Source organism: Micromonospora sp. WMMD754, assembly GCF_049315235.1.
Lineage (GTDB): Bacteria > Actinomycetota > Actinomycetes > Mycobacteriales > Micromonosporaceae > Micromonospora > Micromonospora sediminicola.
This window is the reverse complement of record NZ_CP186058.1, coordinates 322,915-347,809: the sequence shown is the minus strand read 5'-3', so window position 1 is coordinate 347,809 and position 24,895 is coordinate 322,915. Positions and strand designations below refer to the sequence as shown.

Here is a 24,895-nt window from a genome sequence, read left to right as displayed (position 1 = left end):
GGGGATCATGGGTGCGGTTCCGGATGTCGGTCGCCGTGCCCGCCGCGCAGGATCGGAGGCATGAGCCTGCCCCGACCGCGCCGCCCGCTGCGGGACGCCGACGGCGTACGCCGGTTCCGGCTCTTCCTGGTCGCCGCCGTGCTCACCGTCGCGGTGACCCGGCTCTACCTGGCGGCCACCGGCTTCCCGCAGGTCGGTTCCGGCGACCTGCACGTGGCGCACCTGCTCTGGGGTGGGCTCGGCATGCTCGTCGCGCACCTGCTCCCGATGCTCTTCCTGGGCCGGGCGGTGCGCACCGCCGCGTCCGTGCTCGCCGGCGTGGGCTTCGGGCTGTTCATCGACGAGGTGGGGAAGTTCGTCACCCGGGACCACGACTACTTCTACGAGCCGGTCGCCGCGCTGATCCACGCCACGCTTCTCGGCGCGTGCCTGTTCGTGGTCCTCGTGGTGGGCCGTCGGCCGCCCACCGAGCGGGAACGGCGGGCCAACGCGGCCCAGGCCCTGGCGTACGCGGTGGCGGCGGGAGGCGTCCGCCGCCCGGCGTTCCGCTGGCCGGACCGTCTGCGTACCCCGGTCGAGCTGATGTCAGGAAGGACTGGGACACCCGCGTGGGACCGTGCCACCGTGGTGGCGGTCGGGCTGCTCGCCGTGTTCTCGCTGGGCCGGCCGCTGGTGCTGTTGTCCCGTGAGCCGGGGCCGTGGCGCGGCACCCACGTGGCGGCGGCGGTCGCCGCGTTGCTCGTCACCGCCGTCGGGCTGGGCCTCTGGGCGGCGGGCCGGCGGGTGCGCGCGCTCGGGGCGCTGATGTCCGCTCTGGTGCTGCACCTGGTCGTGGTGCAGTTCTTCTGGCTGCTCGACCACGAGTTCGCCGGCTTCGCGCTGGTGCTGGTCACGTTGGCCCTGCTCGCCCGCTGCCGGGGGATGGCCGCCCGCCACCGGACGCCGGCGGGTGACGTGGCCCCGCGGACACGGGTCGCGGCCTGAGTCGTTCGTGATATCAGCTCGAAAGGCGGCGAGAACCGAGGTCCGGTCCGGGCCGGTGGTTGTGCCGACCGTCGGCCGCCGGGGCGCCGTCGGAGAAGGACGGCGGCAACGCCGACGGGTCCCTGATCGAGGTCGGCGGCAGGACCGTCACGGGTACGGCCGCGCCGGCCCCGGGGGACCGGCGCGACCGGAGGCGGTCAGGAGGTGGTCGGGACGACGCCGTCGAGCAGGTCGCCCAGGCGGGCCGCGGTGGTCGGGGCGTGCAGGTGCAGCCGCGCCACGTTGATGCTGTCCGTGCCGACCACCGCGAGCAGGGCCTGCGGGCTCACCGCGTAGACGCTGAGATAGCCGCCCTCGTTGCGTACGGTGGACTGCTGGAAGTCGCCCTGACCCAGCCGGGACCCGACCTGCCGGCCCAGCCCGAACATGGTGGCGGCCAGCGCCGCCAGGTCGTCCGGGTCGGCGCCGTTCTGCAGGTTGTGCGTGACGAGCAGCCCGTCGACGCCGCCGAGGACACAGCCGTGCACCCCGGGGATCTGCAGCCGCAGCGCCGACAGCTCCTGCCCGATGGCCGGGTACGGCAGGGCCGGGTTGCCGGCCAGCGAGGGCGGCAGCGTGCGCGGGGGTGGCAGGGCGCCGGCCCGGGCCGGCGTACGGCGGGGGAGGTCGTCCACCCGACTCACAGCTCCAGGGTCTCCTCGATCACGCGCAGCTGGTGCCGGGCCATCGCGAGGTTGGCCCGGCTCTTGCTCACCATCAGGTAGAGGAACAGCCCCTTGCCGGTGCGGTTGCTCAGCGGTCGGATCAGGTGGTACTGGCTGCCGAGCGTGATGAGGATGTCCTCGATCTCGTCGTCGAGCTTCAGCATCTCGATGGTGCGCAGCTTGGCCCGGACCACGTCGGTGTTGCCGGCGGCGGCGACGGTCAGGTCGATCTCGCCGGTGCCTCCGGCCACGCCGAGGGTCATGCCACTGGTGTAGTCGACGAGCGCGGCTCCGATCGCCCCGTCGATGCTCATCGCGTTCTTCAACGCGACGTCAAGATTGCCCACGGTTCTCTCCCCAGGTCTGACGGGATGCGCCGGCGGGCCCGCTCGCGGTGTCCGGCGGGGCTGACAGCCGACGTCTCCCGCGAATATGCTCCGTCGAGGCTTGCACAACGCCGTCCGCCCGGCACCGGCTCGGGCGATGATCCACCGAAGCGGAGCCCCCGGCTCGGCCGCCGGTCCCGTAAGTGGGACTCACCGTCGGATGGTCGATCCTGCCTCCTGCTGCTAGAGCGGGGACGTGTCGTCCCGCGTACCCCGTCTTCCGCAGTTCCCCGTCGCGACCGCCACGACCAGGTCTAATGTGGAGAGGGCGACGACTATTTGTGGCGTTCCGGTGGCGGCCGGGCGGTTCCCGGTGCACAGTGATCGCATGAGCGACGACGGAAGTGGTGGGCACTACTACTGGTGCACGCGACACCACCGGGTCGAGACCGATGCCGACGTGTGCCCCGCGAAGCACGTTCTCGGACCGTACGCCTCAGCCTCCGACGCGGAGAACGCCCTGCAGCAGGTGCGGGAGCGTAACGAAGCGTGGGATGCCGAGGACGCCCGTTGGGCCGGGGAGGGCCGCTAGACGGCGCGGGAGGGCCCGCGTCGAGGTGATCCGTGCTCCGCGAGGGCGAGAGCACGTCCCCAGGAAAGGGAACCGAGATGGCCGAAGCACAGCAGGCCACCCGCCCGGCCGCGAAACGGACGACCGCGAAGAGGACCACCGCGGGCAGGACGACGACGGTCACCAAGGCGTCGCCGAACGCCTCGGGCGCCGGCGCCGGACGGACGCCGGCGAAGAAGGCGGTGGCGAAGAAGGCCGCCGCCAAGAAGGTCGTGTCGGCGGCGCGCAAGGCGCCCGCCACCAGGGCCACGGCGGCCAGGACGACCGCCAAGAAGACCGCGGCCAAGAAGACCGCCGGTCGGACGGCGCCGGCCACGAAGACCACCGCCAAGAGCGCGCCGGCCAAGAAGGCCACCGCGAAGAAGACGGTGGCGAAGAAGGCGCCCGCGAAGAAGACCACGGCGGCGGCGAAGAAGACCACGGCGGCCCGGAAGACGACCACCGCCCGGACGACCACCGCGAAGAAGGCGCCGGCGAAGAAGACCACCGCCGCCAAGAAGACCACCGCGGCGAAGAAGGCGCCGGCCAAGAAGACCACCGCCTCGACGCGCCCCGCGGCGCGCAAGACGGCGGCCAAGAAGGCCCCGGCGAAGAAGACCACCACCGCGCGCAAGACCACCGCGGCCAAGAAGACCACGGCGGCCAAGAAGGCGCCGGCCCGCAAGACCACCACGGCCAAGCGGACCACCACCGCCCGCAAGGCCCCGGCCCGCCGGGCCTGACCCCGACCGCTCACCCGCGCGGCGGGAGCTGACGCCGTCGCGCCGGTGAGCGGAACGTGCGGGACGCTGTCAGGATTGACCGCGTGGTGATCCGACGCGTACTGGCGCCCCGCATCGACTTCGGCGCGCTGCGCCGCGAGCTGGGACTGCCCGAGAGCTTCCCGGCCGCGGCGCAGCGCGAGGCCGACACGGCGGCGGCCGCGCCGCCGCCGGCCGTCGCCGACCGCACCGACGTCCCGTTCGTCACGGTCGACCCGGCGACCTCGCGCGACCTCGACCAGGCGATGCACCTCGCCCGCCGTCCCGGCGGCGGCTACCGCGTGCGGTACGCGATCGCCGACGTGTTCACCCACGTACGCCCCGGCGGTGAGCTGGAGGCGGAGACGTGGCGCCGGGGCCAGACGGTCTACCTGCCGGACGGCAACGTGCCGCTGCACCCGCACACGCTCAGCGAGGGGGCGGCCAGCCTGCTGCCCGACGCCGACCGGGCCGCGGTGCTCTGGACCATCGACCTGGACGCCGACGGTGGCACGGTCGCGGTCACCCTGGAACGTGCCCTGGTGCGCAGCCGGGCGAAACTCGACTACGGCGGGGTGCAACGCGACGCCGACGCCGGCCGGCTGCCCGAGCCGATCGCCCTGCTGCCCGAGATCGGGGCCCTGCTCACCACCCGTGGTCTGCACCGGGGCGCGATCAACCTGCCGCTGCCCGAGCAGGACGTCGAGCCCGACGGCGACGGCTGGCGGCTGGTGCTGCGCGGTCCCGGGGCGATGGAGGAACACAACGCCCAGATCTCGCTGCTGACCGGCATGGCCGCCGCCGACATCATGCTCGCCGGCCGGATCGGGCTGCTGCGGACGATGCCGCGTCCCCGCGCGGAGGCGGTCGAGCGGCTACGGACCGCCGCCGGCCCGCTCGGCGTGCCGTGGCCGGACGGTGTCCCGGTCGGTCAGGTGCTCGCCGGGCTGGACGCGTCGCGACCCCGGGCCGCCGCCTTCGTCGACCAGGCCGCCGAGCTGATGCGCGGGGCCGCGTACACCGCCTTCGACGGCGCGGTGCCCGAGCAGCCCGAGCACGGCGGGGTGGCCGCCGCGTACGCGCACGTCACCGCGCCGCTGCGCCGGCTCGCCGACCGCTACGCCACCGAGGCGTGCCTGGCCCTGCACGAGGGCCGGGAGGTACCCGAGCACGTCCGGGACGCGCTGCCGAAGCTGCCGGAGGTGATGGCGACGACCGACCGTACCGCCGGCGCGGCCACCCGGGGCGCGATCGAGCTGGCCGAGGCGGTGCTGCTGGCGCACCGGGTGGGGGAGACGTTCGAGGCGGCGGTGCTGGACGTGGACGAGCCGCGCCCGGCGGGCAACGGCCGGGCCGGCCGGCCGCCCGGCGGCACTGTCGCGCTGGACGAGCCGCCGGTGCGGGCCCGCTGCGTCGGCGACCTGCCGCTGGGCGAGCGCGTCCGGGTCCGGCTGACCGTCGCCGACCCGGTGGAGCGCAAGGTCGCCTTCGAACGCGCCTGACCGGCGGTGGACGTCCCGCACCGACCCGGCGGGGGCGGGGATTGTCACAGCGCCTCGACGCGCCGACGCCGGGCACCCTTTGCGAGGATGACCGCATGGCTTACGACGCGACCACGCTGCCCGACGTCTCCGGGCTGACCGTCGGCATCATCGGTGGCACCGGCGACCAGGGGCGGGGACTCGCCTACCGGTTCGCCCGGGCCGGGCAGACCGTGCTGATCGGCTCCCGCGCCGCCGACCGGGCCGCTCAGGCCGCCGCCGAGATCGCCGCCCTGCCCGGGATGCCGGCCGGCGCGACGGTCACCGGCGCCGACAACGACGAGGTCGCCCGGCGCAGCGACGTGGTGATCGTGGCGGTGCCGTGGGACGGGCACGCCGCCACCGTCGCCGCGCTCGCCGAACCGCTGGCCGGCAAGATCGTCGTGGACTGCGTCAACCCGCTCGGCTTCGACAAGCAGGGCCCGTACGCGCTCACCGTGGCCGAGGGCAGCGCCGTGCAGCAGGCCGCCGCGCTGCTGCCCGACTCCCGGGTCTGCGCCGCGTTCAACCACGTCAGCGCGCCGCTGCTGGCCGACCCGGAGGTCGATCGGATCGACCTCGACGTGCTGATCTGCACCGAGGACCGGGACCTGGTGGGCGTGGTCGCCGCGTTGGCCGCCCGGATCCCCGGGATGCGGGGCATCTACGCCGGCCGGCTGCGCAACGCCCACCAGATCGAGGCGTTCACCGCGAACCTGATCGCGATCAACAAGCGCTACAAGGCGCACGCCGGCATCCGGGTCACGGATCTCTGAGCGGCGCTCGTTAAGAAGGGGCCCCTCCTCTACGCCAGGCGTTAAGAAGGGGCCCTTCCTTACACCTCAGAAGGTGTGTTCGGGGGCGGGGAACTCGCCGCCGCGTACCTCGTCGGCGAACCGGCGGGTGGCGTCGGTGAGCGCGCCGGCCAGGTCGGCGTAACGCTTGACGAACCGGGGCGCCCGGCCGGTGCGCAGCCCGGCCATGTCCTGCCAGACCAGCACCTGCCCGTCGGTGTCCGGGCCGGCGCCGATGCCGACGGTGGGGATGCGCAGCTCACCGGTGACGCGCTTGGCCACCTCGCCCGGCACCATCTCCAGCACCACCGCGAACGCGCCCGCGTCGGCCACCGCCCGCGCGTCGGCGAGCACCTCCTCGGCGGTGTCGCCCCGGCCCTGCACGCGGTAGCCGCCGAGCGTGTGCTCGCTCTGCGGGGTGAAGCCGATGTGCGCCATCACCGGGATGCCGGCCCCCACGATCGCCTCGATCTGGGCGGCGCAGCGCCGGCCGCCCTCCAGCTTCACCGCGTGGCAGCCGCCCTCCTTCATGAACCGCACCGCGGTGCGCAGCGCCTGCGCCGGCCCCTCCTCGTAGGAGCCGAAGGGCAGGTCGCCGACGATCAGCGAGTGCCTCGTGGCCCGCACCACGGCGCGGACCAGCGGCAGCAGCTCCTCGGCGGTGACCGGCAGCGTGGTCTCGTAGCCGAAGACGTTGTTCGCCGCCGAGTCGCCGACCAGCAGCACCGGGATTCCCGCCTGGTCGAAGATCGAGGCGGTGTACTGGTCGTACGAGGTGAGCATGGCCCACCGCTCGCCGCGCTCCTTGGCGGCGATCAGGTCACGGGTGCGGATCCGCCGGGTGGCCGGCCCGCCGTAGAGGGCGGTCACCTCGGTCGGGGTGGACTCCACCATGACAATCTCCTTCCTCGAGGCCGCGCGCGCGGTCCCCGGGTTCCCCGCGATCGTCGCACCGGGCGGCCGGTCGGGGGCAGGTCGGAGTGGAGGAATTCACTCCCGGCCGAGGCCCGCTCAGCCGTCCTCGCGCCAGCGGTTGGTGATCGGCAGTCGCCGGTCCCGCCCGAACGCCTTCATGGAGATCTTGGTGCCGGGCGCGGACTGCCGCCGCTTGTACTCGGCGGTATCCACCATCCGCAGCACCTTGTCCACCACCGCCGGGTCGTGGCCGGACTCGATCAGGCCGTCGCGGCCCAGGTCACCGTCGACGTAGCCGATCAGGATCGGGTCGAGCACGTCGTAGTCGGGCAGCGTGTCGCTGTCGAGCTGGCCGGGGCTCAGCTCGGCCGACGGCGGCTTGCCGATCGAGTTCTCCGGGATCGGCGGGGTCTCCCCGCGCCGGGCCGCGTCCGCGTTGCGCCACTTCGCCAGCCGCCAGACCAGCGTCTTCCACACGTCCTTGACCGGGTTGTAGCCGCCCACCGAATCGCCGTAGAGCGTCGAGTAGCCCACCGCCAGCTCGCTCTTGTTGCCGGTGGTGAGCACCAGGTGGCCCTCCTGGTTCGACAGCGCCATCAGGATCACGCCGCGCACCCGGGCCTGGAGGTTCTCCACCGCCACGCCGGACAGCGACATGTTGGCCAGGAACGTGTCCACCATCGGCTGGATCGGCTCGACGCGGTAGTCGAGGCCGGTCCGCTTGGCCAGGTCCTCGGCGTCGGTGCGGGAGTGCTCGGAGGAGTGCTGGCTGGGCATCGAGACGCCGACCACCCGCTGCGGGCCGAGCGCGTCCACCGCGAGGGCCGCCGCCACCGCCGAGTCGATGCCGCCGGAGAGGCCGAGCACCACCGAGGGGAAGCGGTTCTTGTCCACGTAGTCGCGCAGCCCCAGCACCAGCGCCTGCCACACCTCGGCCTCGTCGGCGACCGGCTCGATGATCCCGCCGGTCGCCGCCTCACCGGTCGGCGCGGCCGGGATGCCGGAGACCTCGTGGCGGACCAGCCGCATCCCGTCGGCCAGGTCGGTGGCGCCGCCGGTCGCCTCCGGCGCGGCCGGCAGCTCCACGTCGTGCACCAGCAGGTGCTCGACGAACTGCGGCGCCCGGGCCAGCAGCGTGCCGTCGGCGGCCACGATCAGCGAGTCGCCGTCGTAGACCAGCTCGTCCTGGCCGCCGACCATGTTCACGTACGCGATCGCCGCGCCCGCCTCGGCGGCGCGCCGGCGCACCAGCGGCAGCCGCGCGTCGTCCTTGTTCAGCTCGTACGGCGAGCCGTTGATGCTCAGCACCAGCCCGACGCCGGCCTGCCGGGCCACCGCGAACGGGCCGCCGGCCTGCCACAGGTCCTCGCAGATGGTCAGCGCCACGTCGACCCCGCCGACGCGCACCACGGTCAGCGTGTCGCCGGGAACGAAGTAGCGGTCCTCGTCGAACACCCCGTAGTTGGGCAGGTGGTGCTTGAAGTAGGTGGCCACCACCTCGCCGCGGTGCAGCAGCGCCGCCGCGTTGCGGGCCCCCCGGCCCGGCTCGGCGTCGGAGCTGACCTGCGGCGGCCCGTCCGCGTCCAGGTAGCCGACCAGGACCGGCAGGTCGCCGAGGCCGTCGGCGGCCAGGTCGGCGGCGAGCCGGTGCAGCGCGGCCCGGGACGCGGCGACGAAGGACCGGCGGAAGACCAGGTCCTCGACCGGGTAGCCGGTCACCATCAGCTCGGGGAAGAGGGCCAGCTGGGCGCCGGAGTCGGCGGCCTTGCGGGTCCACGCGCGGACCCGCTCGGCGTTTCCGGTGAGGTCGCCGACCGTCGGGTTGACCTGGCACAGGGCGAGACGCAGGGTGGGCATGTCCCCATCTTCCCCCAGTCGTCCCGCCCCAGTCCCGCCGGTCGCGGGAGACGCGGGCCACCGCCCGCCCGGCGTCCCCCGGGGCGGGACACGGCAGGACGACCCGCCGGGGGAGGGCGTAACGTCGGCGTAACGAGGCCGGTGAAGACTGAGCGGTCAGCCGGGCCGGCCCGACCGGTGCAGGACGTACGTGTCACGAGGGGTGGATGTGGACCGTCAGCAGGAGTTCGTCCTCCGTACGCTGGAGGAGCGGGACATCCGTTTCGTCCGGCTGTGGTTCACCGACGTGCTCGGCACGCTGAAGAGCGTCTCGGTGGCCCCGGCGGAGCTGGAGGCGGCCTTCGAGGAGGGCATCGGCTTCGACGGCTCCGCCATCGAGGGCTTCGCCCGGGTCTTCGAGTCGGACATGGTGGCCATGCCCGACCCGACCACGTTCCAGGTGTTCCCGTTCGAGGGCGGGGTCAGCGGCGAGAGCGCGCGGATGTTCTGCGACATCCTGCTGCCCGACGGCAGCCCGTCCTGGGCCGACCCGCGTCACGTGCTGCGCCGGATGCTCTCCCGGGCGGCCGACAAGGGCTTCACCTTCTACACCCACCCCGAGATCGAGTTCTTCCTGCTGGAGAACGGCCCGCAGGACGGCTCGGTGCCCGTTCCGGTGGACACCGGCGGCTACTTCGAGCACACCACGCACGCCGTGGCGCGGGACTTCCGCCGCCAGGCCGTGCTGGCGCTGGAGCGGATCGGCATCTCGGTGGAGTTCAGCCACCACGAGGTCGCTCCGGGTCAGCAGGAGATCGACCTGCGCTACGCCGACGCGCTCACCACCGCCGACAACATCATGACGTTCCGGCACGTGGTGAAGGAGGTGGCGCTCTCCACCGGGGTGCAGGCCAGCTTCATGCCGAAGCCGTTCACCGACCAGCCGGGCAGCGGCATGCACACCCACCTGTCGCTGTTCGAGGGGGAGCGCAACGCGTTCCACGACGCCGGCGACCCGATGAAGCTGTCCAAGGTCGCCAAGTCGTTCATCGCCGGGCTGCTCACCCACGCCCGGGAATACACCGCGGTCACCAACCAGTGGGTCAACTCCTACAAGCGGCTGTTCCCGCAGGCCCTGCCCGACCGGATCACCGAGAGCCCGGCGTACGTCTGCTGGGGTCACCTGAACCGCTCCGCGCTGGTCCGGGTCCCGGCCTACGGCAAGCCGAACTCGGCCCGGGTCGAGGTGCGGTCGCTGGACTCGGCGACCAACCCCTACCTGGCGTTCGCGGTGATGCTCGGCGCCGGCCTCAAGGGCATCGAGGAGGGCTACGAGCTGCCCCCGGGCGCCGAGGACGACGTCTGGTCGCTGAGCAGCGCCGAGCGCCGCGCCATGGGCTACGAGGCGCTGCCGGAGAACCTGTCCGAGGCGATCGACGTGATGGCCGGCTCCGAGCTGGTCGCCGAGGTGCTCGGCGAGCACGTCTTCGACTTCTTCCTGCGCAACAAGCGGGCCGAGTGGGAGCAGTACCGCCGCGAGGTCACCCCCTACGAGCGGCAGCACTACCTCTCGCTCTAGATCACCGTGGCGCGGTGCCGCTATCGTCTGCGGCACCGCCCGCGCACCCGCGCCGGGCGAACGGAGCCGGGGAGGGCGTTCGGTGCTGGGAGACCTGCTCAACGGGGCGTGGCAGAGCATCGTGTTCGGGGTCGTCGGGGTGGGCCTGATGGCCGCCGGGTTCCTGCTGGTCGACCTGCTCACGCCGGGCAAGCTGCGGGAGCTGATCTGGACGCGCCGCAACGGCAACGCGGCGCTGCTGCTCGCCGCCAACCAGCTCGGCATCGCAGGCATCGTGTTCACGGCCGTGCTGACCAGCTACAGCTCCTTCGCCAAGGGGCTGGCCTCCACGGTGATCTTCGGGCTGGTCGGTCTGCTGGTGATGGCGCTGGCGTTCCTGGTGCTGGACCTGCTCACCCCGGGCAAGCTCGGCGACGTCATCGCCGCCGACGAGCCGCACCCGGCGGCCCGGGTCAGCGCCGCCACCCACTTCGGCGCCGCGCTGATCGTCTGCGCCTGCATCGCCTGACGGTTGTCGGACCCGGGGCATAGCGTCCGGGACGTGAACCGCACCGACCGTCTCTACGCCCTGGTCGAGGAGCTGCGGGCGGTGGCGCCGCGCCCGCGCAGCGCGCGCTGGCTGGCCCACCGCTTCGAGGTCAGCACCCGCACCGTCGAGCGCGACATCAGCGCGTTGCAGGGCGCCGGGGTGCCGATCTGGGCCGAGCCGGGCCGCACTGGCGGCTACGTGGTCGACCGGGCGCGCACGCTGCCGCCGGTCAACCTGAACCCGGCCGAGGCGGTGGCGATGGCCGTCGCGCTGCACCGCCTCGGTGGCTCCCCGTTCGCCTCGGCGGCCGGGGCCGCGCTGCGCAAGCTGGTCGCGGTGATGCCGCCCGCCGCGGTGGCCGAGGCGCACCGGCTCGCCGGCCGGGTGCACCTGGTGGGCGAAGGGCCGGGCACCCCCGTCCCAGCCGCCGTCGCCGACGCGGTCGCCGCCGGGCGCGTGCTGCGCCTGCGGTACGCCGACCGCGACGGCGCCGACTCGGCGCGTGACGTGGAGCCGCTGGCCTACCTGGGCAACGCGACGCACTGGTACCTGGTCGCCTGGTGCCGGCTGCGCGACGGGCTGCGGTGTTTCCGCACCGACCGGATCCGTTCGGTGCGCCCGCTGGCCGAGCCGGTGACCCGGGAGCTGCGCCCCGACGACCTCGACCTCCCGGTCGACCGGGTCCGCCCGCTCACCCTGGTCTGAAACCCGACAGCGTTTCCGGTCCGGATGGGGGAGGCTGGCGGGTCTGCCGCCCCGGGGGAGGAACACGCGTGCCCGACACGCTCAGCTACGCCGACGCCGTACGCCTGTTGGGCGGGGAGAAGAGCAAGGTCGTCGACTGGTTCGACAAGCTGACCGGGGGAGTGCTGCTGGCCGCGTCGGTGCCGGTGCCGGCGCTGCTCGGCCTCTTCGACGCCAAGGCGGAGTTCGTCCGGCTCGGCCACGAAGTGGTACGGGTCGCGTCCGAGAAGCGCTCCGGGCTGTCCCGGTACGGGCGCACGCAGCGGTTGGAGGCCGCGCACGCGGTGATCGCGGTGACCGCGTTCTTCGAGGCGCTGGCCGAGGCGGACCTGCCCTTCGACTTCGCCGACCTGGAGCTGCGTCGGTCCGAGCAGCTGACCCTGGCAGGGGCGGGGTCGGAGAGCAGGCGGTCCGTCGCACGGGTCCTCTTCGAGATCCCGGCGCCGCTCCCCGCGCCCGAGGTGCCCTATGCGAGGCTGCGGGAATTGCTGCGGAACCACTACGTGCTTCTGGTCGGGCGGGTCGCGGACTTCGTCGACGGGCTGGCCGTGGGCGAACGGCTGACCGACGGGGAGAAGCAGTCGCTGCGGCAGGCGCTGGAGCGGATACCGGAGTTCGCGGTCGAGCGCCATCGTGATCTGCTCACCGCCTTGGCGGCGGATTTCCCGGAGGTCGCGTTCTGGGCCGGGCTGCACGAGCACGAGGCGACCCGCGGAGAGGTACGCCAGCTCGCGGTCGGGTTGGTCGAGCTGCGCGAGACGTTGGCGGCGATGGCCACCGGCGGCACGCCCAGCGACTGGCGGGAGGCGTTGGCCCGCTCGTACCGCGCACAGCTCGACCGGCCGATCATCAACTCGGGTGAGGTGCCGGACGGTCTCCGGGTCCCGGCGCTCGGCGTCGCGTACGTGCCGCCGTCGTACCGGGTGGCCGCACTGGGCGAGCAGTCGCGGCCGAGCGACGAGTCGTGGTGGGCGGTGCAGCCGGCCCGCGAGGATCTCGTCCAGTTCCTGATCGGGCATCTCACCTCCCCCCAGGCGGTTCACGCGCCGTTGCTGGTGCTGGGTCAGCCCGGTTCCGGCAAGTCCGTGCTGACCCGGGTCCTCGCGGCCCAGCTGCCGGCCCGTGACTTCCTGGTCGTCCGCGTGGTGCTGCGGGAGGTCCGGTTGGAGGCGGACCTTCAGGATCAGATCGAGCAGGCCGTGCGGGACGCCACCGGGGAGCGGTTGGCATGGCCCAAGCTGGCGCGGTCGGCCGGCGACGCCCTGCCGGTGGTGCTGCTGGACGGCTTCGACGAACTGCTCCAGGCCACCGGCGTGACCCAGACGGACTACCTGCTCAAGGTGGCCCAGTTCCAGCAGCGCGAGGTGGATCAGGGGCGACCGGTGGCGGTGCTGGTCACGAGCCGGACCAGTGTGGCCGACCGGGCGAAGCCACCGCCGGGGACCGTCGCGCTCCGGCTGGAGCCGTTCGACCCGGCACGGGTCGCCCGCTGGGTGACCACCTGGAACGCGGCCAACTCCGACGGTTTCGCGGTGCTCGGCGTGCCGCCGCTGGATCCGGCGGCCGTGCTGACCCACCGCGAGCTGGCCGGGCAGCCACTGCTGTTGCTCATGCTCGCTCTCTACGCCGCCGACGGCAACGACCTGCGGTCGGCCGGCACGCTCGGCCGGGGTGAGCTGTACGAGAAGCTGCTGCGTAGCTTCGCCCGGCGTGAGGTGGTCAAGCACCGGGAGGGGCTGTCCGAGCGGGAGTTGTCCCGCGCCACCGAGGCGGAGCTGCGCCGGCTGGCCGTGGTGGCCTTCGCGATGTTCAACCGGGGCGTGCAGTGGGTCACCGAGGAGGAGTTGGAGACGGACCTCGGCGAGCTCGCGTTCCTGGCCGGCGGGGCGCCGCAGGCGCGCGCCGACGGCAGCCTCCGGGTGCCGTTGCGGGCCGCGGAGATCGTGCTGGGGCGCTTCTTCTTCGTCCACCGGACGCAGGCGCTGCGGGGGGACCAGCGGACGGAGACGTACGAGTTCCTGCATGCCACCTTCGGCGAGTTCCTGGTCGCCCGGACGACCGCGCTCGTGCTGGAGGAGTTGGCTGCACGGGAGGCGGCGACGACCATGTTGCGGAGCGCGTCGGTCGACGACGATCCACTGCACGCGCTGCTGTCGTTCGCGACCCTGACCGGGCGGGCGCCGGTCGTCGCGTTCCTCGTCGAGGCTCTCCGGTCGTCTCCGGGCGATCACGCGGCGGGCATCCTCGACGTGCTGCTGCGCCTGTTCCAGAGCGTGCACCACGGACGGCCCGGGCGGACGTTCGCCTCGTACCGGCCCCGGGCGCTGTCGGTGCCCGAACGGCACGCCGTCTACAGTGCGAACCTGCTTGTGCTGGCGCTCTGCGCGGTCGAGGAGCTGGCCGGCGGTCAGCTCTATCCGGCGGAGCCGGACGTCCGGGTGCCCTGGACGCGCCAGGCACTGCTCTGGCGCTCGCAGCTCGCCGAGGGCGAGTACCGGAGTCTGGTGAACGCCGTCGCGCTGGACCGGCGGGGCGACGGCCGGCGCCGGGAGATCGGCCTGAGCCTCGCTCCGGAGGGATGGAGACCGCCGGACGTGGACCTCGGGTGGACGTTCCCGCCCACCTCGTCGTCGGAGTCGAACTGGTTGCAGGTGGAGTCCGGGCCGGACGCCGCCTTCCTGCGTTCGGTGGCCAACTTCGAGTGTGGCGTCGCCGGTGACGCGGTCCAGCACGCGCTGGAGCCGCTGGTGGAGATGTTCCCACCGGGGTTCGCCTGGGTGGTACGTGGTGGCGACACGGGGCAACTGTCGGTGGGCCGCATGCTCGTGACGACGGTCCTGGGGATGCCGGGCCTCGGGCCCGCGGACCGGGCGGCACACTATCGCGTGGTCGCGTCGCTGGTGATCGCCTTCCACGGCTCGGACGAGCGGGACGAGGTCGACATGGCGGTGGTGCTGCTGGACCGGCTCGCCGCCGATCGCCTCGTGACCCGGGCCGCCGCGATCGCGGTGCTGAGCAGTCTCGAGTTCGTGCCGACGGCCGGGGACCGGGCCGCCGGCGCCTTCCTCCGCTGTTGCCTCGCGCTGATCGGCGCCGACGACCCGGAGACCCGTCAGGTCGCCCGCATCGTGGGGCGAACGTTGCACGCCGACCAGGGCTCGTGGAGCGCGTACACCGAGGAGTTGGCGGTGGAGGCGGTGGTCCGCCTCACCGAACTGGGGATCGACGAGTTCCACCTCAGCCCGGCGGAGGCCGACCGGCTCGCCCGGCTGTTCGCCGGACGCCGCCCGGATCTCGTCGATCGGATCCGACCGCTGGTGCTGGCTCCCGTGCCGCCACGACCGTCCACCGGACGGGCTTTGTCCGGCGGTGACGTGGCGGTGTGATTCCGAAACACCGACAGGACGGTGTCGCGGCGGCCGCTCAGGCTGACTTCTGACGACGCCGGCCGGACGGCCGGCGCGACGACAGGAGGCAGCATGTCCAGCACGCCCGTGACCTGGTTCGAGATCGGCTCCGACCGGCCGGACGAGGCGCAGCGGTTCTACGCCGAGATGTTCGGCTGGTCCTTCGAGGAGCAGGGCGGCCCGGGTGGGTCGTACCGGCAGACGGCGGCCGGCGGGGAGCCGGGGATCGGCGGCGCGATCCGGGGCACCGACTCCGCCGCCGACAACTACGCGATCTTCTACGCGCAGGTGACCGACGTGGCGGAGACCTGCCGCCGCGCCGAGTCGGCGGGTGGCACGGTGCTGGCGCAGCCGGTCACGACGCCGAGTGGGCTGACGCACGCCCGCCTGCGCGACCCGTCCGGCAACCTGCTCGGCGTCTTCACCCCGCCGGCCGCCGGCTGACCGCACCCTTGCTCCCGGCCGGTGGGCCAGCCGGGAGCAAGGTGTTGCGGTGGGTGCAAGCGGTTGCGCGCACCGTCGATTGTGAACCCCTGGTTTCCGGGGATCGAAGCTGGTAACTTCCTGGCACCACGCGTCGCAAGTTCTTGCAACGCCTTCATCCCCTTGCGCCCGTCGTGCGGGCGGGGGTGTCAGGAGAGCGCCATGAGGGGCACGACCACCACCACCCGCCGCCGGTGGGGAGCGCTCGCGCTCGCCGCCGGCGTGCTCGCCGCGCTGCTGCCGTTCACCGCCGCCGCGGCGGCCAACACCGTCACCGTCTACTACCAGCCACCGGCCGCCTGGGGCGCGTCGGTCAACATCCACTACGGCGTCGACGGGCAGGCCTGGACCGCCGTGCCCGGCGTACCGATGGACACCGCCTGCGCCGGGTGGCGTCGCCGGACCGTCGACCTCGGTGCGGCCACCGGCCTCCAGGTCGTCTTCACCAACGGCAGCGGCGTCTGGGACAACAACAACGGCGCCAACTACCGGCTCACCGCCGGCGCGGTGACCGTCGCCGCCGGGCGGATCGGCGCGGGCGATCCCTGCGCCACGCCCCCGCCGACATCCACGCCGACGCCGACACCGACCGGAAGCACCGGCGGCGGGAACACCGCCGAGGTCTGGTACCACCTCACCCCGCGCGGCTGGTCCACCGCGAACCTGCACTACCGGCCCACCGGCGGCACCTGGACCACCGCGCCGGGCGTGGCCATGGAGACGCGCTGCGCCGGTTGGGCCCGCCGGGTCGTCGACCTCGGCGCCGCCACCGGGCTCACCGCCGCGTTCAACGACAACGCCGGCACCTGGGACAACAACGGCGGCGCCGACTACACCCTCGGCGCCGGGCGCAGCATCGTCGACAACGGCCGGGTCACCGCCGGGGCCGCCGACCCGTGCGCGCCGGTCGTGCCGGACACCGGCCCGCCGTCCACGCCGAGCGGGCTCACCGCCGTCGCCGACGGGCTGGCGGTCACCCTGAGCTGGACCGCCGCGACCGACGACCGGGCCGTCACCGGCTACGAGCTGACCCGCACCGGGGGCGCGGGCGCCGTCACGGTCACCAGCACCACCACCCGGTACGTCGCGTACGACCTGCGGCCCGCCACCACGTACACCTGGACGGTGCGGGCGCTCGACGCGGCCGGCAACCGGTCGGCGGCGAGCGCGCCGGCGTCCGCGACCACCGGCAACCCGCCGGCCGGCGGCGCGCCACTCGGCGGCGATCCGCGCGAGGACAGCATCTACTTCGTCATGACCGCGCGGTTCGCCGACGGCGACCCGGCCAACAACCGGGGCGGCAGCCAGCACGTCGCCTCGGGAAACGCGGCGAACGACGACCCGATGTTCCGGGGCGACTTCAAGGGGCTCGTCGACAAGCTCGACTACGTCAAGGCGCTCGGGTTCTCCGCCATCTGGATCACGCCGGTGGTGCTCAACCGCTCCGACTACGACTACCACGGCTACCACGGCTGGGACTTCTACCGGGTCGACCCGCGGCTGGAGAGCGCCGGCGCGTCCTACCAGGACCTGATCAACGCCGCGCACGCCAAGGGCATCAAGATCTTCCAGGACGTGGTCTACAACCACAGCTCCCGGTGGGGCGCCAAGGGCCTGTTCACGCCCACCGTCTACGGCACCCGCGACGACCAGTGGAAGTGGTATTACGACCAGCCGCAGGCCGGCCGGGCCTACGACCCGATGGTCGAGGCCACCGGCACCGACCCGGCGCTCACCCCGGCGCAGAACGCCAAGGCCAAGGGCCGGCCGTACAACGGCGACGTCTGGTCGTCCGCCGCGCCCGCCGGCAACCAGTGCCTGAACTGGGGTACGCCGACCGGCGGGCGCAGCGCCGAGGGCTACACCCTCTACCAGTGCCAGTGGCCCACGCCGAACAGCAGGCTCTTCCCCGCCGACAGGTACCACCAGTGCTGGATCGGCAACTGGGAGGGCGAGGACGCGCGCAGCTGCTGGCTGCACGAGGACCTGGCCGACTTCAACACCGAGAACGCGCAGGTGCAGCGCTACCTGATCGACGCGTACAACCGGTTCATCGACATGGGGGTGGACGGCTTCCGGATCGACACCGCCGTGCACATCCCCCGGGTCACCTGGAACCGGCGCTTCCTGCCCGCCATCCAGCAGCACGCCGTGTCGAGGTTCGGCGAGAAGGGCCGGGACTTCTACGTCTTCGGCGAGGTCGCCGCGTTCGTCAACGACAAGTGGAACCGGGGCTCCGTCAACCACTCCGCCCAGTTCTTCACCTGGTCCGAGCGCAGGGAGTACAGCCCCGACGACGTGCGGGCCGCGATCGAGCAGTACGACTACGAGCAGCTGCTCGGCCCGTCCGGACAGCCCACCACCGACAACGCGTTCCTGCGCGGCAACGCGTACCACGCGCCGGACCACTCGAAGTTCTCCGGCATGAACGTGATCGACATGCGGATGCACATGAACTTCTCCGACGCCGGCAACGCGTTCGGCAACGGGAAGGACTCCGACGACAGCTACAACGACGCCACCTACAACGTGGTCTACGTCGACAGCCACGACTACGGGCCGAACAAGTCCTCCACCCGCTACGCCGGCGGCACCGACGCCTGGGCGGAGAACATGAGCCTGATGTGGACGTTCCGCGGCATCCCGACGCTCTACTACGGCTCGGAGATCGAGTTCCGCAAGGGCGCCCGGATCGACTGCGGACCGAGCTGCCCGCTCGACACCACCGGCCGGGCCTACTACGGCGACCACCTCGCCGGCAGCGTCACCGCCGCCGACTTCGGGGTGGTCGGCTCGGCCAGCGGGGCGGTCGCCACCACGCTCAGCCAACCGCTGGTGAAGCACGTGCAACGGCTCAACCTGATCCGGCGGGCCGTGCCGGCGCTGCAGAAGGGGCAGTACTCGACCGAGGGCGTCAGCGGCGCGATGGCGTACAAGCGGCGCTTCACCCAGGGCGCGGTGGACAGCTTCGCCCTGGTCACCGTGTCCGGCGGCGCCACGTTCAGTGGCGTGCCGAACGGCCGGTACACCGACGCGGTCACCGGCGACGTCCGCACGGTCACCGACGGCACGCTGACCGCCTCGGTCAGCGGCCGGGGCAACCTGCGGGTCTACGTGCTCGACCTGCCCGGCAACCCGGCGCCGGGGAAGGTCGGCGGGGACGGGCCGTACCTGCGCTGACGACGGCGTGGCGGGGTCCGGACGTGTCCGGACCCCGCCCTCGCCTGGGTGGCCCCGCCGGGGCCGGCCGGGAGGGAGGTGCGGCCGGCGAGGGGAGGCGGGGCCACCGGGTCACTCGCCGGGCCTGCCGTCCTGGCCGTGCCAGCCGCGGTGGCCGCCCCCGCCCGGGCCGGGGAACACGCCGGCCTCGGCGGCCTTGAGCACGGCGTCGGCCTGCTCCTGGGTCAGCTTCCCGTCCTTGACGGCCTGGTCCAGCCGCTCCTTCAGGGCGGCCTGCCGGTCCTGCGTCGACGGCGGCTGCGGCCGCTCCGGCCGGTCGGCCTGGCGCTGCTCGCGCAGCTTCTCCAGCGCGGCGGTCACCTTGTCGGCCGGGACGCCCAGCTCCTTGGCGAGCGCGTCGGCGAACTCGGCCTGCCGGTCGGCGTGCCGCTGCTGGCGCTCGCCGTCGCGGTCGGCGCTCGTGCTGGCGCTCGGGGCGGGGCTCTTGTCGTCGGCGAGCGCCACCGTCGGGGCGGCGATCCCGACGCCGAGCACCCCGGCGGCGGCGAGGCCGACCAGCAGGCGCTTCCTCGTCGTGCGGATCATGCGGTTCTCCTGTTCGGTGGTGGTGCGATGACGTCACCGACAGTGACCGCCGGAGCTGGGGGCCACCCGTGGCGAACCTGTCAGCGAGCTGGCAATCGGGCCACCGATCCGGACAAATGCGGTTGCGGGGCCGCCGGGGCGGCCGTGAGGCTGGGCGGAATCCCGACGGAAGGCATCCCTCATGACTCAGCCCGTCATCCGCGAGGTCCCGCTCACCGGGCCGGGCTCCGGCCCGTACGCGATCACGGTCGGGCCGGACGGCGCGCTCTGGCTGACGCTGGCCGGTTCCGGCGGTGTCGCCCGGCTCGGCCTCGACGGCGAGGTGCGGACCTACCGCGCCGACCCGCCGGAGAGCCGGCCGCTGATCATCACCACCGGCCCGGACGGCGCGCTCTGGTACACCCGCTCCGGCGACCACCGGCTCGGCCGGACCACCGTCGACGGCGAGAGCGGCTCGGTCGCGCTACCGCCCGGCTGTTCCCCGTGCGGCCTGGTCGCCGGGCCGGACGGTGCGCTCTGGTACGCCGGCATGGGCGACGACACGGTCGGCCGGGTCACCGTCGACGGGGAGGTCGCCACGTTCCCGCTGCCGGTCACCAAGGCGTTCCCGTCGATGCTGGCCGTCGGGCCGGACGAGGCGCTCTGGCTGACGCTGAACCAGGCGAACGCGATCGCCCGGGTCGACCTCGACGGGTCGGTGGCGGTGCACCCGCTGCCCACGGACGCGGCCGGGCCGGTCGGCATCACCCGGGGCGGCGACGACGCGCTCTGGTTCGTCGAGATCGGCGCCGGGCAGCTCGGCCGGATCACCCCGGACGGGCGGATCGACGAGTTCCCGCTGCCGGACCGGACGTCCCGCCCGCACGCGATCGTCGCCGACCCGGCGGGCGGCTGCTGGTTCACCGAGTGGGCCGCGAACCGCATCGCCCACGTCGCCCCCGACGGCCACGTCACCGCCCACGACCTGCCGACGCCGAATTCCGAACCCCACGGCCTGACGGTCACCCCCGACGGCGCGGTCTGGGCCGCCCTGGAAACCGGCGCCGTCGCCCACCTCCCCCCGGGATCGACAGGGGTCAGCGGACGGCGGGGGTGACCGTCAGGGTGGCGGTGGTGGTGTCGAGGACGGCGGGGGTGCCCACCGGGACGGTGAGCTGACCGGGGCCGTGGCCGACGGGGAGGCCGCCGAGCACCGGGACGCCGAGGTCGCCGAGGCGGTCGGTGAGCACGTCCACCACCGTCGTGTCCCAGCCGTCGGCGCACTCGGTGAACTGGCCGACCGCCACCCCGGCGAGCCCGTCCAGGGCGCCGCAGCGGCGCAGGTGGGTGAGCATCCGGTCGATCTTGTAGGGCGGCTCCTGCACCTCCTCGACCAGCAGGATCGCGCCGGTCAGGTCGGGCATGTCCGGGGTGCCGATCGACGCGGTGATCAGGCACAGGTTCCCGCCCAGCAACCGGCCCTCGGCCCGGCCGGGCACCCGCACCGGATACGTCTCCTCCGCCTCGACCGCCGCGACGGTCACCGGTTCGGTGCTGGTCAGCGCCGCGTGCAGCGACTCCGCCGAGCGGATCGGGGTGCGCTCGTCCCGCCAGGCGGCGCCCGGGCCGTGCACCCCGGCGAGCCGCGCGCCGCGCCAGAGCGCGAACTGCAGCGCGGTGATGTCGGAGAAGCCCGCCACCACCTTCGGGTCCCGGCGTACCGCGGCCATGTCGATCAGGTCGACCACCCGCTGCGCCCCGTAGCCGCCCCGGGTGCAGATCACCCCGCGGATCTCCGGGTCGGCGAACGCCGCGTTCAGGTCCGCGGCCCGCAGCGCGTCGTCGCCGGCCAGGTAACCCCGGCGGGCGTACGCGTTCGGCGCGGGCACCGGCCGCAGGCCCCAGCCGGTGAGCAGCTCGACGCCGCGGGCCACCCGCTCCGGGCGGGTCGGGCCGGACGGCGACACCAGCATCACCGCGTCGCCGGGACGCAGGGCCGGTGGGCGCAGGCAGTCGTCGGTGGGCACGACCGGGAGCCTAGTGCGGCCGAGCCGGACCGTCCGCCGCCGGGCGCACCGGCTAGCCTCGACGTCGTGGCGACCGCGCTGGTGATCGAGAACGACCCGACCGACGACCTCCGCCGCCTGGGGGAGTGGCTCACCGAAGGGGGCCTGGAGCTGCGCGTCGTGCGCCCGCACGCCGGCGACGCGCTCCCCGCCGACCTGGAGGGATACGCCGCCCTGGTGGTCCTCGGCGGCGACCAGCAGGCCTACCCGCTGCCCGACGACAGCCCCGGCGCGGCCTGGTTCCCGGCGCTGGAGGGGCTGCTGCGCAAGGCGGTCCGCCGGCGGGTGCCCACGCTGGCCATCTGCCTGGGCGCGCAACTGCTCGCCACCGCGCACGCCGGCCGGGTCGAGCGCAGCCCGTCCGGGCCGGAGATCGGCCCCACCGTGGTGGGCCGGCGCGACGCCGCCGAGACCGACCCGCTGTTCCGCTACGTGCCGTTGATGCCCGACGTGCTTCAGTGGCACGCCGACGAGATCACCGAGCTGCCGCACGGTGCGACGCTGCTCGCCGCCTCCACCCGCTACCCGCACCAGGCGTTCCGCCTCGGCGACCGGGCCTGGGGCCTGCAGTTCCACATCGAGTGCGACACCGCGATGATCGCCGAGTGGTCCCGCGACTCGGCCACGCTGGCCGAGCTGGGCTACGACCCGGAGCTGGTGGTGGCCGCCTGCGACCGGGCGATGGCCGACGTCGAGGAGGCCTGGCAGCCGTTCGCGATCCGGTTCGCCGCGCTCGCCCTCGGCGAACTCGGCGACGACAGCACCCGCCGCAGCCTGCCGCTGCTCGGGGCGTGACGTGACCCGGCCGGCCCGCGGACGCCTGGCCCGCTACGGCTTCGCCGAGGGAGACGGCGCCACCCGCGCCGCCGACCTGCTCGGCCCGGACGGGCTCGACCTGTGGCGCCCGGAGGCGCAGGAACCGGCCGACGAGCACGCCGCCGAGCTGCTCACCGCGCTGTCCCGGGCCGCCGACCCGGACCTGGCCCTGCGCCAGCTGCACCGGCTGGTCGAGTCGGAGCGGCGCGCCGGGGACGAGGTGGCGGTCCGCGACGCGCTGGCCGCCGACCCCGGGCTGCGCCGCCGGCTGGTCGCCGTGCTCGGCGCGTCCTCGGCGCTCGGCGACCACCTGGTGGCCAACCCGGGGCAGTGGGCCGTGCTGGCCACCGAGCCGGACGGTCTCGCCCCCACCGCCGACGGGCGGCTCGACCTGACCGTGGCGGGCCGGCTGACCACCGTCACCGGCGCGGTCCCGCTGCTGCGGCAGGCGTACCGGCTGGCGCTGCTGCGGATCGCGGCGGCCGACCTGACCGGCGGGCGGGGCCTGGAGCAGACCATGGCCGCGCTGTCCGGGCTGGCCGACGCCACCCTGGCCGCCGCCTACGACATCGCCGTCGACGAGCTGCCCGAGGGCACCCCCCGGCCCCGGCTGGCGGTGGTGGCGATGGGCAAGTGCGGGGGCGACGAGCTCAACTACGTCTCCGACGTCGACGTCATCTTCGTCGCCGCCGCCGACGACGACCTGTCCGCCGCCACCCAGGTCGCCACCCGGCTGATCCACGTCTGCGGGCTGGTCGCCTGGCCGGTCGACGCGGCGCTGCGCCCGGAGGGCAACCGGGGCCCGCTGGTCCGCACGCTCGCCAGCCACCTGGCCTACTACAAGCGTTGGGCCCGCACCTGGGAGTTCCAGGCGCTGCTCAAGGCCCGCCCGGCGGCCGGCGACCTGGACCTGGCCCGGGAGTGGATCGAGGCGCTCGCCCCGCTGGTCTGGACCGCCGCCGAGCGGCCGGAGGCGGTCGAGGACGTCCGCGCCATGCGCCGCAAGATCCTCGACAACGTGCCGCCGAAGGAGCTGGAACGCGAGATCAAGCGCGGTCCGGGCGGGCTGCGCGACATCGAGTTCGCCGTCCAACTGCTCCAGCTCGTGCACGGCCGCGGCGACGAGTCGCTGCGGGTGCCCGGCACCGTCCCGGCGCTGCGCGCCCTGGTCGCCGGCGGCTACGTCGGCCGCGCCGACGGCGAGGCGCTGCTCCGCGGCTACCGCTTCCTGCGCGCCGTCGAGCACCGGCTCCAGCTGCAGGGCCTGCGCCGCACCCACACCGTGCCGACCGAACCGGCCGCGCTGCGCTGGCTCGCCGCCGCGCTCGGCTACGCGGCCACCCCGGGCCGCAGCGCCGTCGAGGAGTTCCGCGCCGAGTGGGTCACCCACGCCGCCGAGGTACGCCGGCTGCACGCCAAGCTGCTCTACCGGCCGCTGCTGGAATCCGTCGCCCGGGTGCCGGCCGAAGGGCTGCGCCTCACGCCCGAGGCGGCCCGGCACCGGCTGGAGGTGCTCGGCTTCGCCGACCCGGCCGGGGCGCTGCGGCACCTGCAGGCGCTCACCGGCGGCGTCAGCCGCACCGCCGCGATCCAGCGCACGCTGCTACCGGTGCTGCTGGACGAGTTCGCCGACGCCCCGGAGCCGGACCGGGGGCTGCTCAACTACCGGCAGGTCTCCGACAAGCTCGGCAGCACCCCCTGGTACCTGCGCCTGCTGCGCGACTCCGGCCCGGTGGCGCGCCGGCTGGCCCGGGTGCTCTCCTCCTCCCGCTACGCCGCCGACCTGCTGGCCCGCGAGCCGGAGGCGCTGCGGCTGCTCGCCGAGGACACCGAGCTGACCCCGCGCCCCCGGGACACCCTGGTCGAAGGCTTCACCGCCGCGGCGGCCCGGCACGACGACCCGGTCGAGGCCACCCGGGCGGTCCGCGCGTTGCGCCGCCGCGAGCTGGTCCGGATCGCCTGCGCCGACGTGCTCAGCCGGGCCGGGTCGCTCGCCCCGCTCACCCCGCGCCCGGTCGGCGGCGGGGAACGCCGGCCCACAGTGGTCGACGTGACCGCGGTCGGCACCGCGCTGTCCCACGTCACCGACGCCACGCTGGCCGCCGCGCTGCGCGCCGCCCGGGCCGCCCAGCCCGGCCCGCCCGGCCTGCGCTTCGCGGTGATCGGCATGGGCCGGCTCGGCGGGTACGAGTCCAACTACCTCTCCGACGCCGACGTGCTCTTCGTCTACGACCCGCCGGCCGGGACGGAGGAGAGCGCGGCCAGCGCCGCCGCGCACGCGATCGCCGAGGAGTTGCGTCGGCTGCTCTCCGCGCCCGCCCCCGACCCGCCGCTCGGCGTCGACGCCGACCTGCGCCCGGAGGGCCGGCAGGGCCCGCTGGTGCGCAGCCTGGCCGCCTACGCCCAGTACTACGCCCGGTGGTCGCGGGTGTGGGAGGCGCAGGCGCTGCTGCGGGCCCGGTTCGTCTGCGGCGACGCCGACCTGGGCGCGCAGTTCGAGGCGATGATCGACCCGGTGCGCTACCCGGCCGACGGGCTGACCCGCGAGCAGGTGGTGGAGATCCGCCGGATCAAGGCGCGGGTGGAGACCGAGCGCCTGCCCCGCGGCGCCGACCCGGCCACCCACACCAAGCTGGGCCGGGGCGGCCTCGCCGACGTCGAGTGGGCGGTGCAGCTGCTCCAGCTCCGGCACGCCGGCCGGCTGCCGGAGCTGCGCGTCACCCGTACCCTCGACGCCCTGGCCGCCGCCCGCGACGCCGGCCTGCTCGACGGCGGGGACGCAGCCGAGCTGGCCGCCGGCTGGACCCTCGCCGCGCAGGTCCGCGACGCGTTGATGCTGGTCCGGGGTCGGGCCGGCGACCAGCTGCCCCGGCACGGGGTGGAGCTGGCGGGCGTGGTGCGCCTGCTGGGTCACGAGGACCCGGGCGAGTTCCTCGACGAATACCTGCGCACCGGCCGCCACTCCCGCACCGTCGTCCAGCGCATCCTCGAAGCCCCGCTCTGAGCTCGGGCGGAAACCGCCCCGGGTGATGAGTTCTCGCGCCCGTGCCCGTCACACCTACGACGGCACACGACGA

Annotated in this window: 20 protein-coding genes; 14 read left to right on the top strand and 6 right to left on the bottom strand. The window is 74.1% G+C overall.

What is annotated here, in order from left to right; genetic code table 11:
* Nucleotides 1-60: 60 nt before the first annotated feature.
* Complete coding sequence (locus ACN27B_RS01545; protein ID WP_422743153.1) at nt 61-984, top strand: hypothetical protein; 924 nt, start codon at nt 61-63, stop codon at nt 982-984.
* Nucleotides 985-1,181: 197 nt separating this feature from the next.
* On the opposite strand, the gene ACN27B_RS01540 is transcribed toward ACN27B_RS01545, so the two are convergent.
* Together ACN27B_RS01540 and ACN27B_RS01535 are read right to left on the bottom strand one after the other, a co-directional pair.
* Nucleotides 1,182-1,667, bottom strand: a complete 486-nt coding sequence (locus ACN27B_RS01540) for a roadblock/LC7 domain-containing protein (RefSeq protein ID WP_422743151.1) — start codon at nt 1,665-1,667, stop codon at nt 1,182-1,184.
* Nucleotides 1,664-2,035 (bottom strand): hypothetical protein, encoded by a 372-nt coding sequence (locus tag ACN27B_RS01535; protein WP_091572826.1) that lies wholly within the window; start codon nt 2,033-2,035, stop codon nt 1,664-1,666. Before ACN27B_RS01535 ends, ACN27B_RS01540 begins: the two co-directional genes overlap by 4 nt.
* Before the next feature lie 367 nt (nt 2,036-2,402).
* On the opposite strand from ACN27B_RS01535, the gene ACN27B_RS01530 reads away from it, so the two are divergent.
* The 4 genes from ACN27B_RS01530 to npdG all read left to right on the top strand — a co-directional run bounded on the left by ACN27B_RS01530 (nt 2,403) and on the right by npdG (nt 5,681).
* On the top strand, nt 2,403-2,606 hold the full coding sequence (locus tag ACN27B_RS01530) for a hypothetical protein (protein ID WP_099164976.1): 204 nt from the start codon (nt 2,403-2,405) through the stop codon (nt 2,604-2,606).
* Nucleotides 2,607-2,683: 77 nt separating this feature from the next.
* A complete protein-coding gene (locus ACN27B_RS01525) occupies nt 2,684-3,367 on the top strand; it encodes a histone (RefSeq protein ID WP_422743149.1) in 684 nt (227 codons plus the stop codon).
* 83 nt (nt 3,368-3,450) lie between these two features.
* On the top strand, nt 3,451-4,887 hold the full coding sequence (locus ACN27B_RS01520) for an RNB domain-containing ribonuclease (RefSeq protein ID WP_422743147.1): 1,437 nt from the start codon (nt 3,451-3,453) through the stop codon (nt 4,885-4,887).
* 95 nt (nt 4,888-4,982) lie between these two features.
* Nucleotides 4,983-5,681 (top strand): NADPH-dependent F420 reductase, encoded by a 699-nt coding sequence (gene npdG, locus ACN27B_RS01515; RefSeq protein WP_091572837.1) that lies wholly within the window; start codon nt 4,983-4,985, stop codon nt 5,679-5,681.
* Nucleotides 5,682-5,747: 66 nt separating this feature from the next.
* Here the strand turns inward: npdG and panB are convergent, their stop codons facing one another.
* Complete coding sequence (gene panB / locus ACN27B_RS01510; RefSeq protein ID WP_099164186.1) at nt 5,748-6,593, bottom strand: 3-methyl-2-oxobutanoate hydroxymethyltransferase; 846 nt, start codon at nt 6,591-6,593, stop codon at nt 5,748-5,750.
* A 117-nt stretch (nt 6,594-6,710) separates the two neighbouring features.
* The gene (locus ACN27B_RS01505; RefSeq protein WP_396824887.1) at nt 6,711-8,471 is read right to left on the bottom strand and encodes an NAD+ synthase; all 1,761 of its coding nucleotides are present in this window, start codon (nt 8,469-8,471) and stop codon (nt 6,711-6,713) included.
* Between the two features lie 208 nt (nt 8,472-8,679).
* On the opposite strand from ACN27B_RS01505, the gene glnA reads away from it, so the two are divergent.
* The 6 genes from glnA (at nt 8,680) to ACN27B_RS01475 (ending at nt 18,372) form a co-directional block, all read left to right on the top strand.
* Nucleotides 8,680-10,029, top strand: a complete 1,350-nt coding sequence (gene glnA, locus ACN27B_RS01500) for a type I glutamate--ammonia ligase (RefSeq protein WP_091572849.1) — start codon at nt 8,680-8,682, stop codon at nt 10,027-10,029.
* An 82-nt stretch (nt 10,030-10,111) separates the two neighbouring features.
* Nucleotides 10,112-10,537 carry a DUF350 domain-containing protein gene (locus ACN27B_RS01495; RefSeq protein ID WP_091572853.1) on the top strand — a complete coding sequence of 142 codons (426 nt, stop codon included), beginning with the start codon at nt 10,112-10,114 and terminating at the stop codon, nt 10,535-10,537.
* A 33-nt stretch (nt 10,538-10,570) separates the two neighbouring features.
* Nucleotides 10,571-11,263: a helix-turn-helix transcriptional regulator gene (locus ACN27B_RS01490; protein ID WP_422743143.1), complete on the top strand. Its 693-nt coding sequence runs from the start codon at nt 10,571-10,573 to the stop codon at nt 11,261-11,263.
* A gap of 68 nt (nt 11,264-11,331) precedes the next feature.
* The gene (locus ACN27B_RS01485) at nt 11,332-14,688 is read left to right on the top strand and encodes an NACHT domain-containing protein (protein ID WP_422743141.1); all 3,357 of its coding nucleotides are present in this window, start codon (nt 11,332-11,334) and stop codon (nt 14,686-14,688) included.
* A gap of 93 nt (nt 14,689-14,781) precedes the next feature.
* Entirely contained in the window at nt 14,782-15,153 is a 372-nt protein-coding gene (locus ACN27B_RS01480) for a VOC family protein (RefSeq protein ID WP_396824884.1), read from the top strand.
* A gap of 201 nt (nt 15,154-15,354) precedes the next feature.
* Nucleotides 15,355-18,372: a carbohydrate binding domain-containing protein gene (locus ACN27B_RS01475; protein ID WP_422743139.1), complete on the top strand. Its 3,018-nt coding sequence runs from the start codon at nt 15,355-15,357 to the stop codon at nt 18,370-18,372.
* A 111-nt stretch (nt 18,373-18,483) separates the two neighbouring features.
* Here ACN27B_RS01475 and ACN27B_RS01470 read toward each other — a convergent pair whose 3' ends face one another.
* Complete coding sequence (locus ACN27B_RS01470) at nt 18,484-18,957, bottom strand: hypothetical protein (RefSeq protein ID WP_422743137.1); 474 nt, start codon at nt 18,955-18,957, stop codon at nt 18,484-18,486.
* A 181-nt stretch (nt 18,958-19,138) separates the two neighbouring features.
* On the opposite strand from ACN27B_RS01470, the gene ACN27B_RS01465 reads away from it, so the two are divergent.
* Entirely contained in the window at nt 19,139-20,053 is a 915-nt protein-coding gene (locus ACN27B_RS01465) for a virginiamycin B lyase family protein (RefSeq protein ID WP_099164193.1), read from the top strand.
* Here the strand turns inward: ACN27B_RS01465 and ACN27B_RS01460 are convergent.
* Nucleotides 20,034-20,963, bottom strand: coding sequence for a S66 peptidase family protein (locus tag ACN27B_RS01460; RefSeq protein ID WP_422743135.1), 930 nt, complete (start codon nt 20,961-20,963; stop codon nt 20,034-20,036). The genes ACN27B_RS01465 and ACN27B_RS01460 overlap by 20 nt on opposite strands.
* Nucleotides 20,964-21,029: 66 nt before the next feature.
* Between ACN27B_RS01460 and ACN27B_RS01455 the strand changes: the two genes are divergently transcribed.
* Both ACN27B_RS01455 and ACN27B_RS01450 read left to right on the top strand, forming a co-directional pair.
* Nucleotides 21,030-21,797, top strand: coding sequence for a type 1 glutamine amidotransferase (locus tag ACN27B_RS01455; protein ID WP_422743133.1), 768 nt, complete (start codon nt 21,030-21,032; stop codon nt 21,795-21,797).
* Nucleotide 21,798: 1 nt separating this feature from the next.
* A complete protein-coding gene (locus ACN27B_RS01450; protein WP_422743131.1) occupies nt 21,799-24,822 on the top strand; it encodes a bifunctional [glutamine synthetase] adenylyltransferase/[glutamine synthetase]-adenylyl-L-tyrosine phosphorylase in 3,024 nt (1,007 codons plus the stop codon).
* Nucleotides 24,823-24,895 lie beyond the last annotated feature (73 nt).

Bases quoted from the DNA above. Each gene is read 5' to 3' on its own strand.
- ACN27B_RS01525 (WP_422743149.1), top strand. From the start codon at position 2,684: ATGGCCGAAGCACAGCAGGCCACCCGCCCGGCCGCGAAACGGACGACC.
- panB (WP_099164186.1), bottom strand. From the start codon at position 6,593: ATGGTGGAGTCCACCCCGACCGAGGTGACCGCCCTCTACGGCGGGCCG.
- ACN27B_RS01465 (WP_099164193.1), top strand. From the start codon at position 19,139: ATGACTCAGCCCGTCATCCGCGAGGTCCCGCTCACCGGGCCGGGCTCC.
- ACN27B_RS01505 (WP_396824887.1), bottom strand. From the start codon at position 8,471: ATGCCCACCCTGCGTCTCGCCCTGTGCCAGGTCAACCCGACGGTCGGC.
- ACN27B_RS01470 (WP_422743137.1), bottom strand. From the start codon at position 18,957: ATGATCCGCACGACGAGGAAGCGCCTGCTGGTCGGCCTCGCCGCCGCC.
- ACN27B_RS01545 (WP_422743153.1), top strand. From the start codon at position 61: ATGAGCCTGCCCCGACCGCGCCGCCCGCTGCGGGACGCCGACGGCGTA.
- ACN27B_RS01480 (WP_396824884.1), top strand. From the start codon at position 14,782: ATGTCCAGCACGCCCGTGACCTGGTTCGAGATCGGCTCCGACCGGCCG.
- ACN27B_RS01475 (WP_422743139.1), top strand. From the start codon at position 15,355: ATGAGGGGCACGACCACCACCACCCGCCGCCGGTGGGGAGCGCTCGCG.
- npdG (WP_091572837.1), top strand. From the start codon at position 4,983: ATGGCTTACGACGCGACCACGCTGCCCGACGTCTCCGGGCTGACCGTC.
- ACN27B_RS01530 (WP_099164976.1), top strand. From the start codon at position 2,403: ATGAGCGACGACGGAAGTGGTGGGCACTACTACTGGTGCACGCGACAC.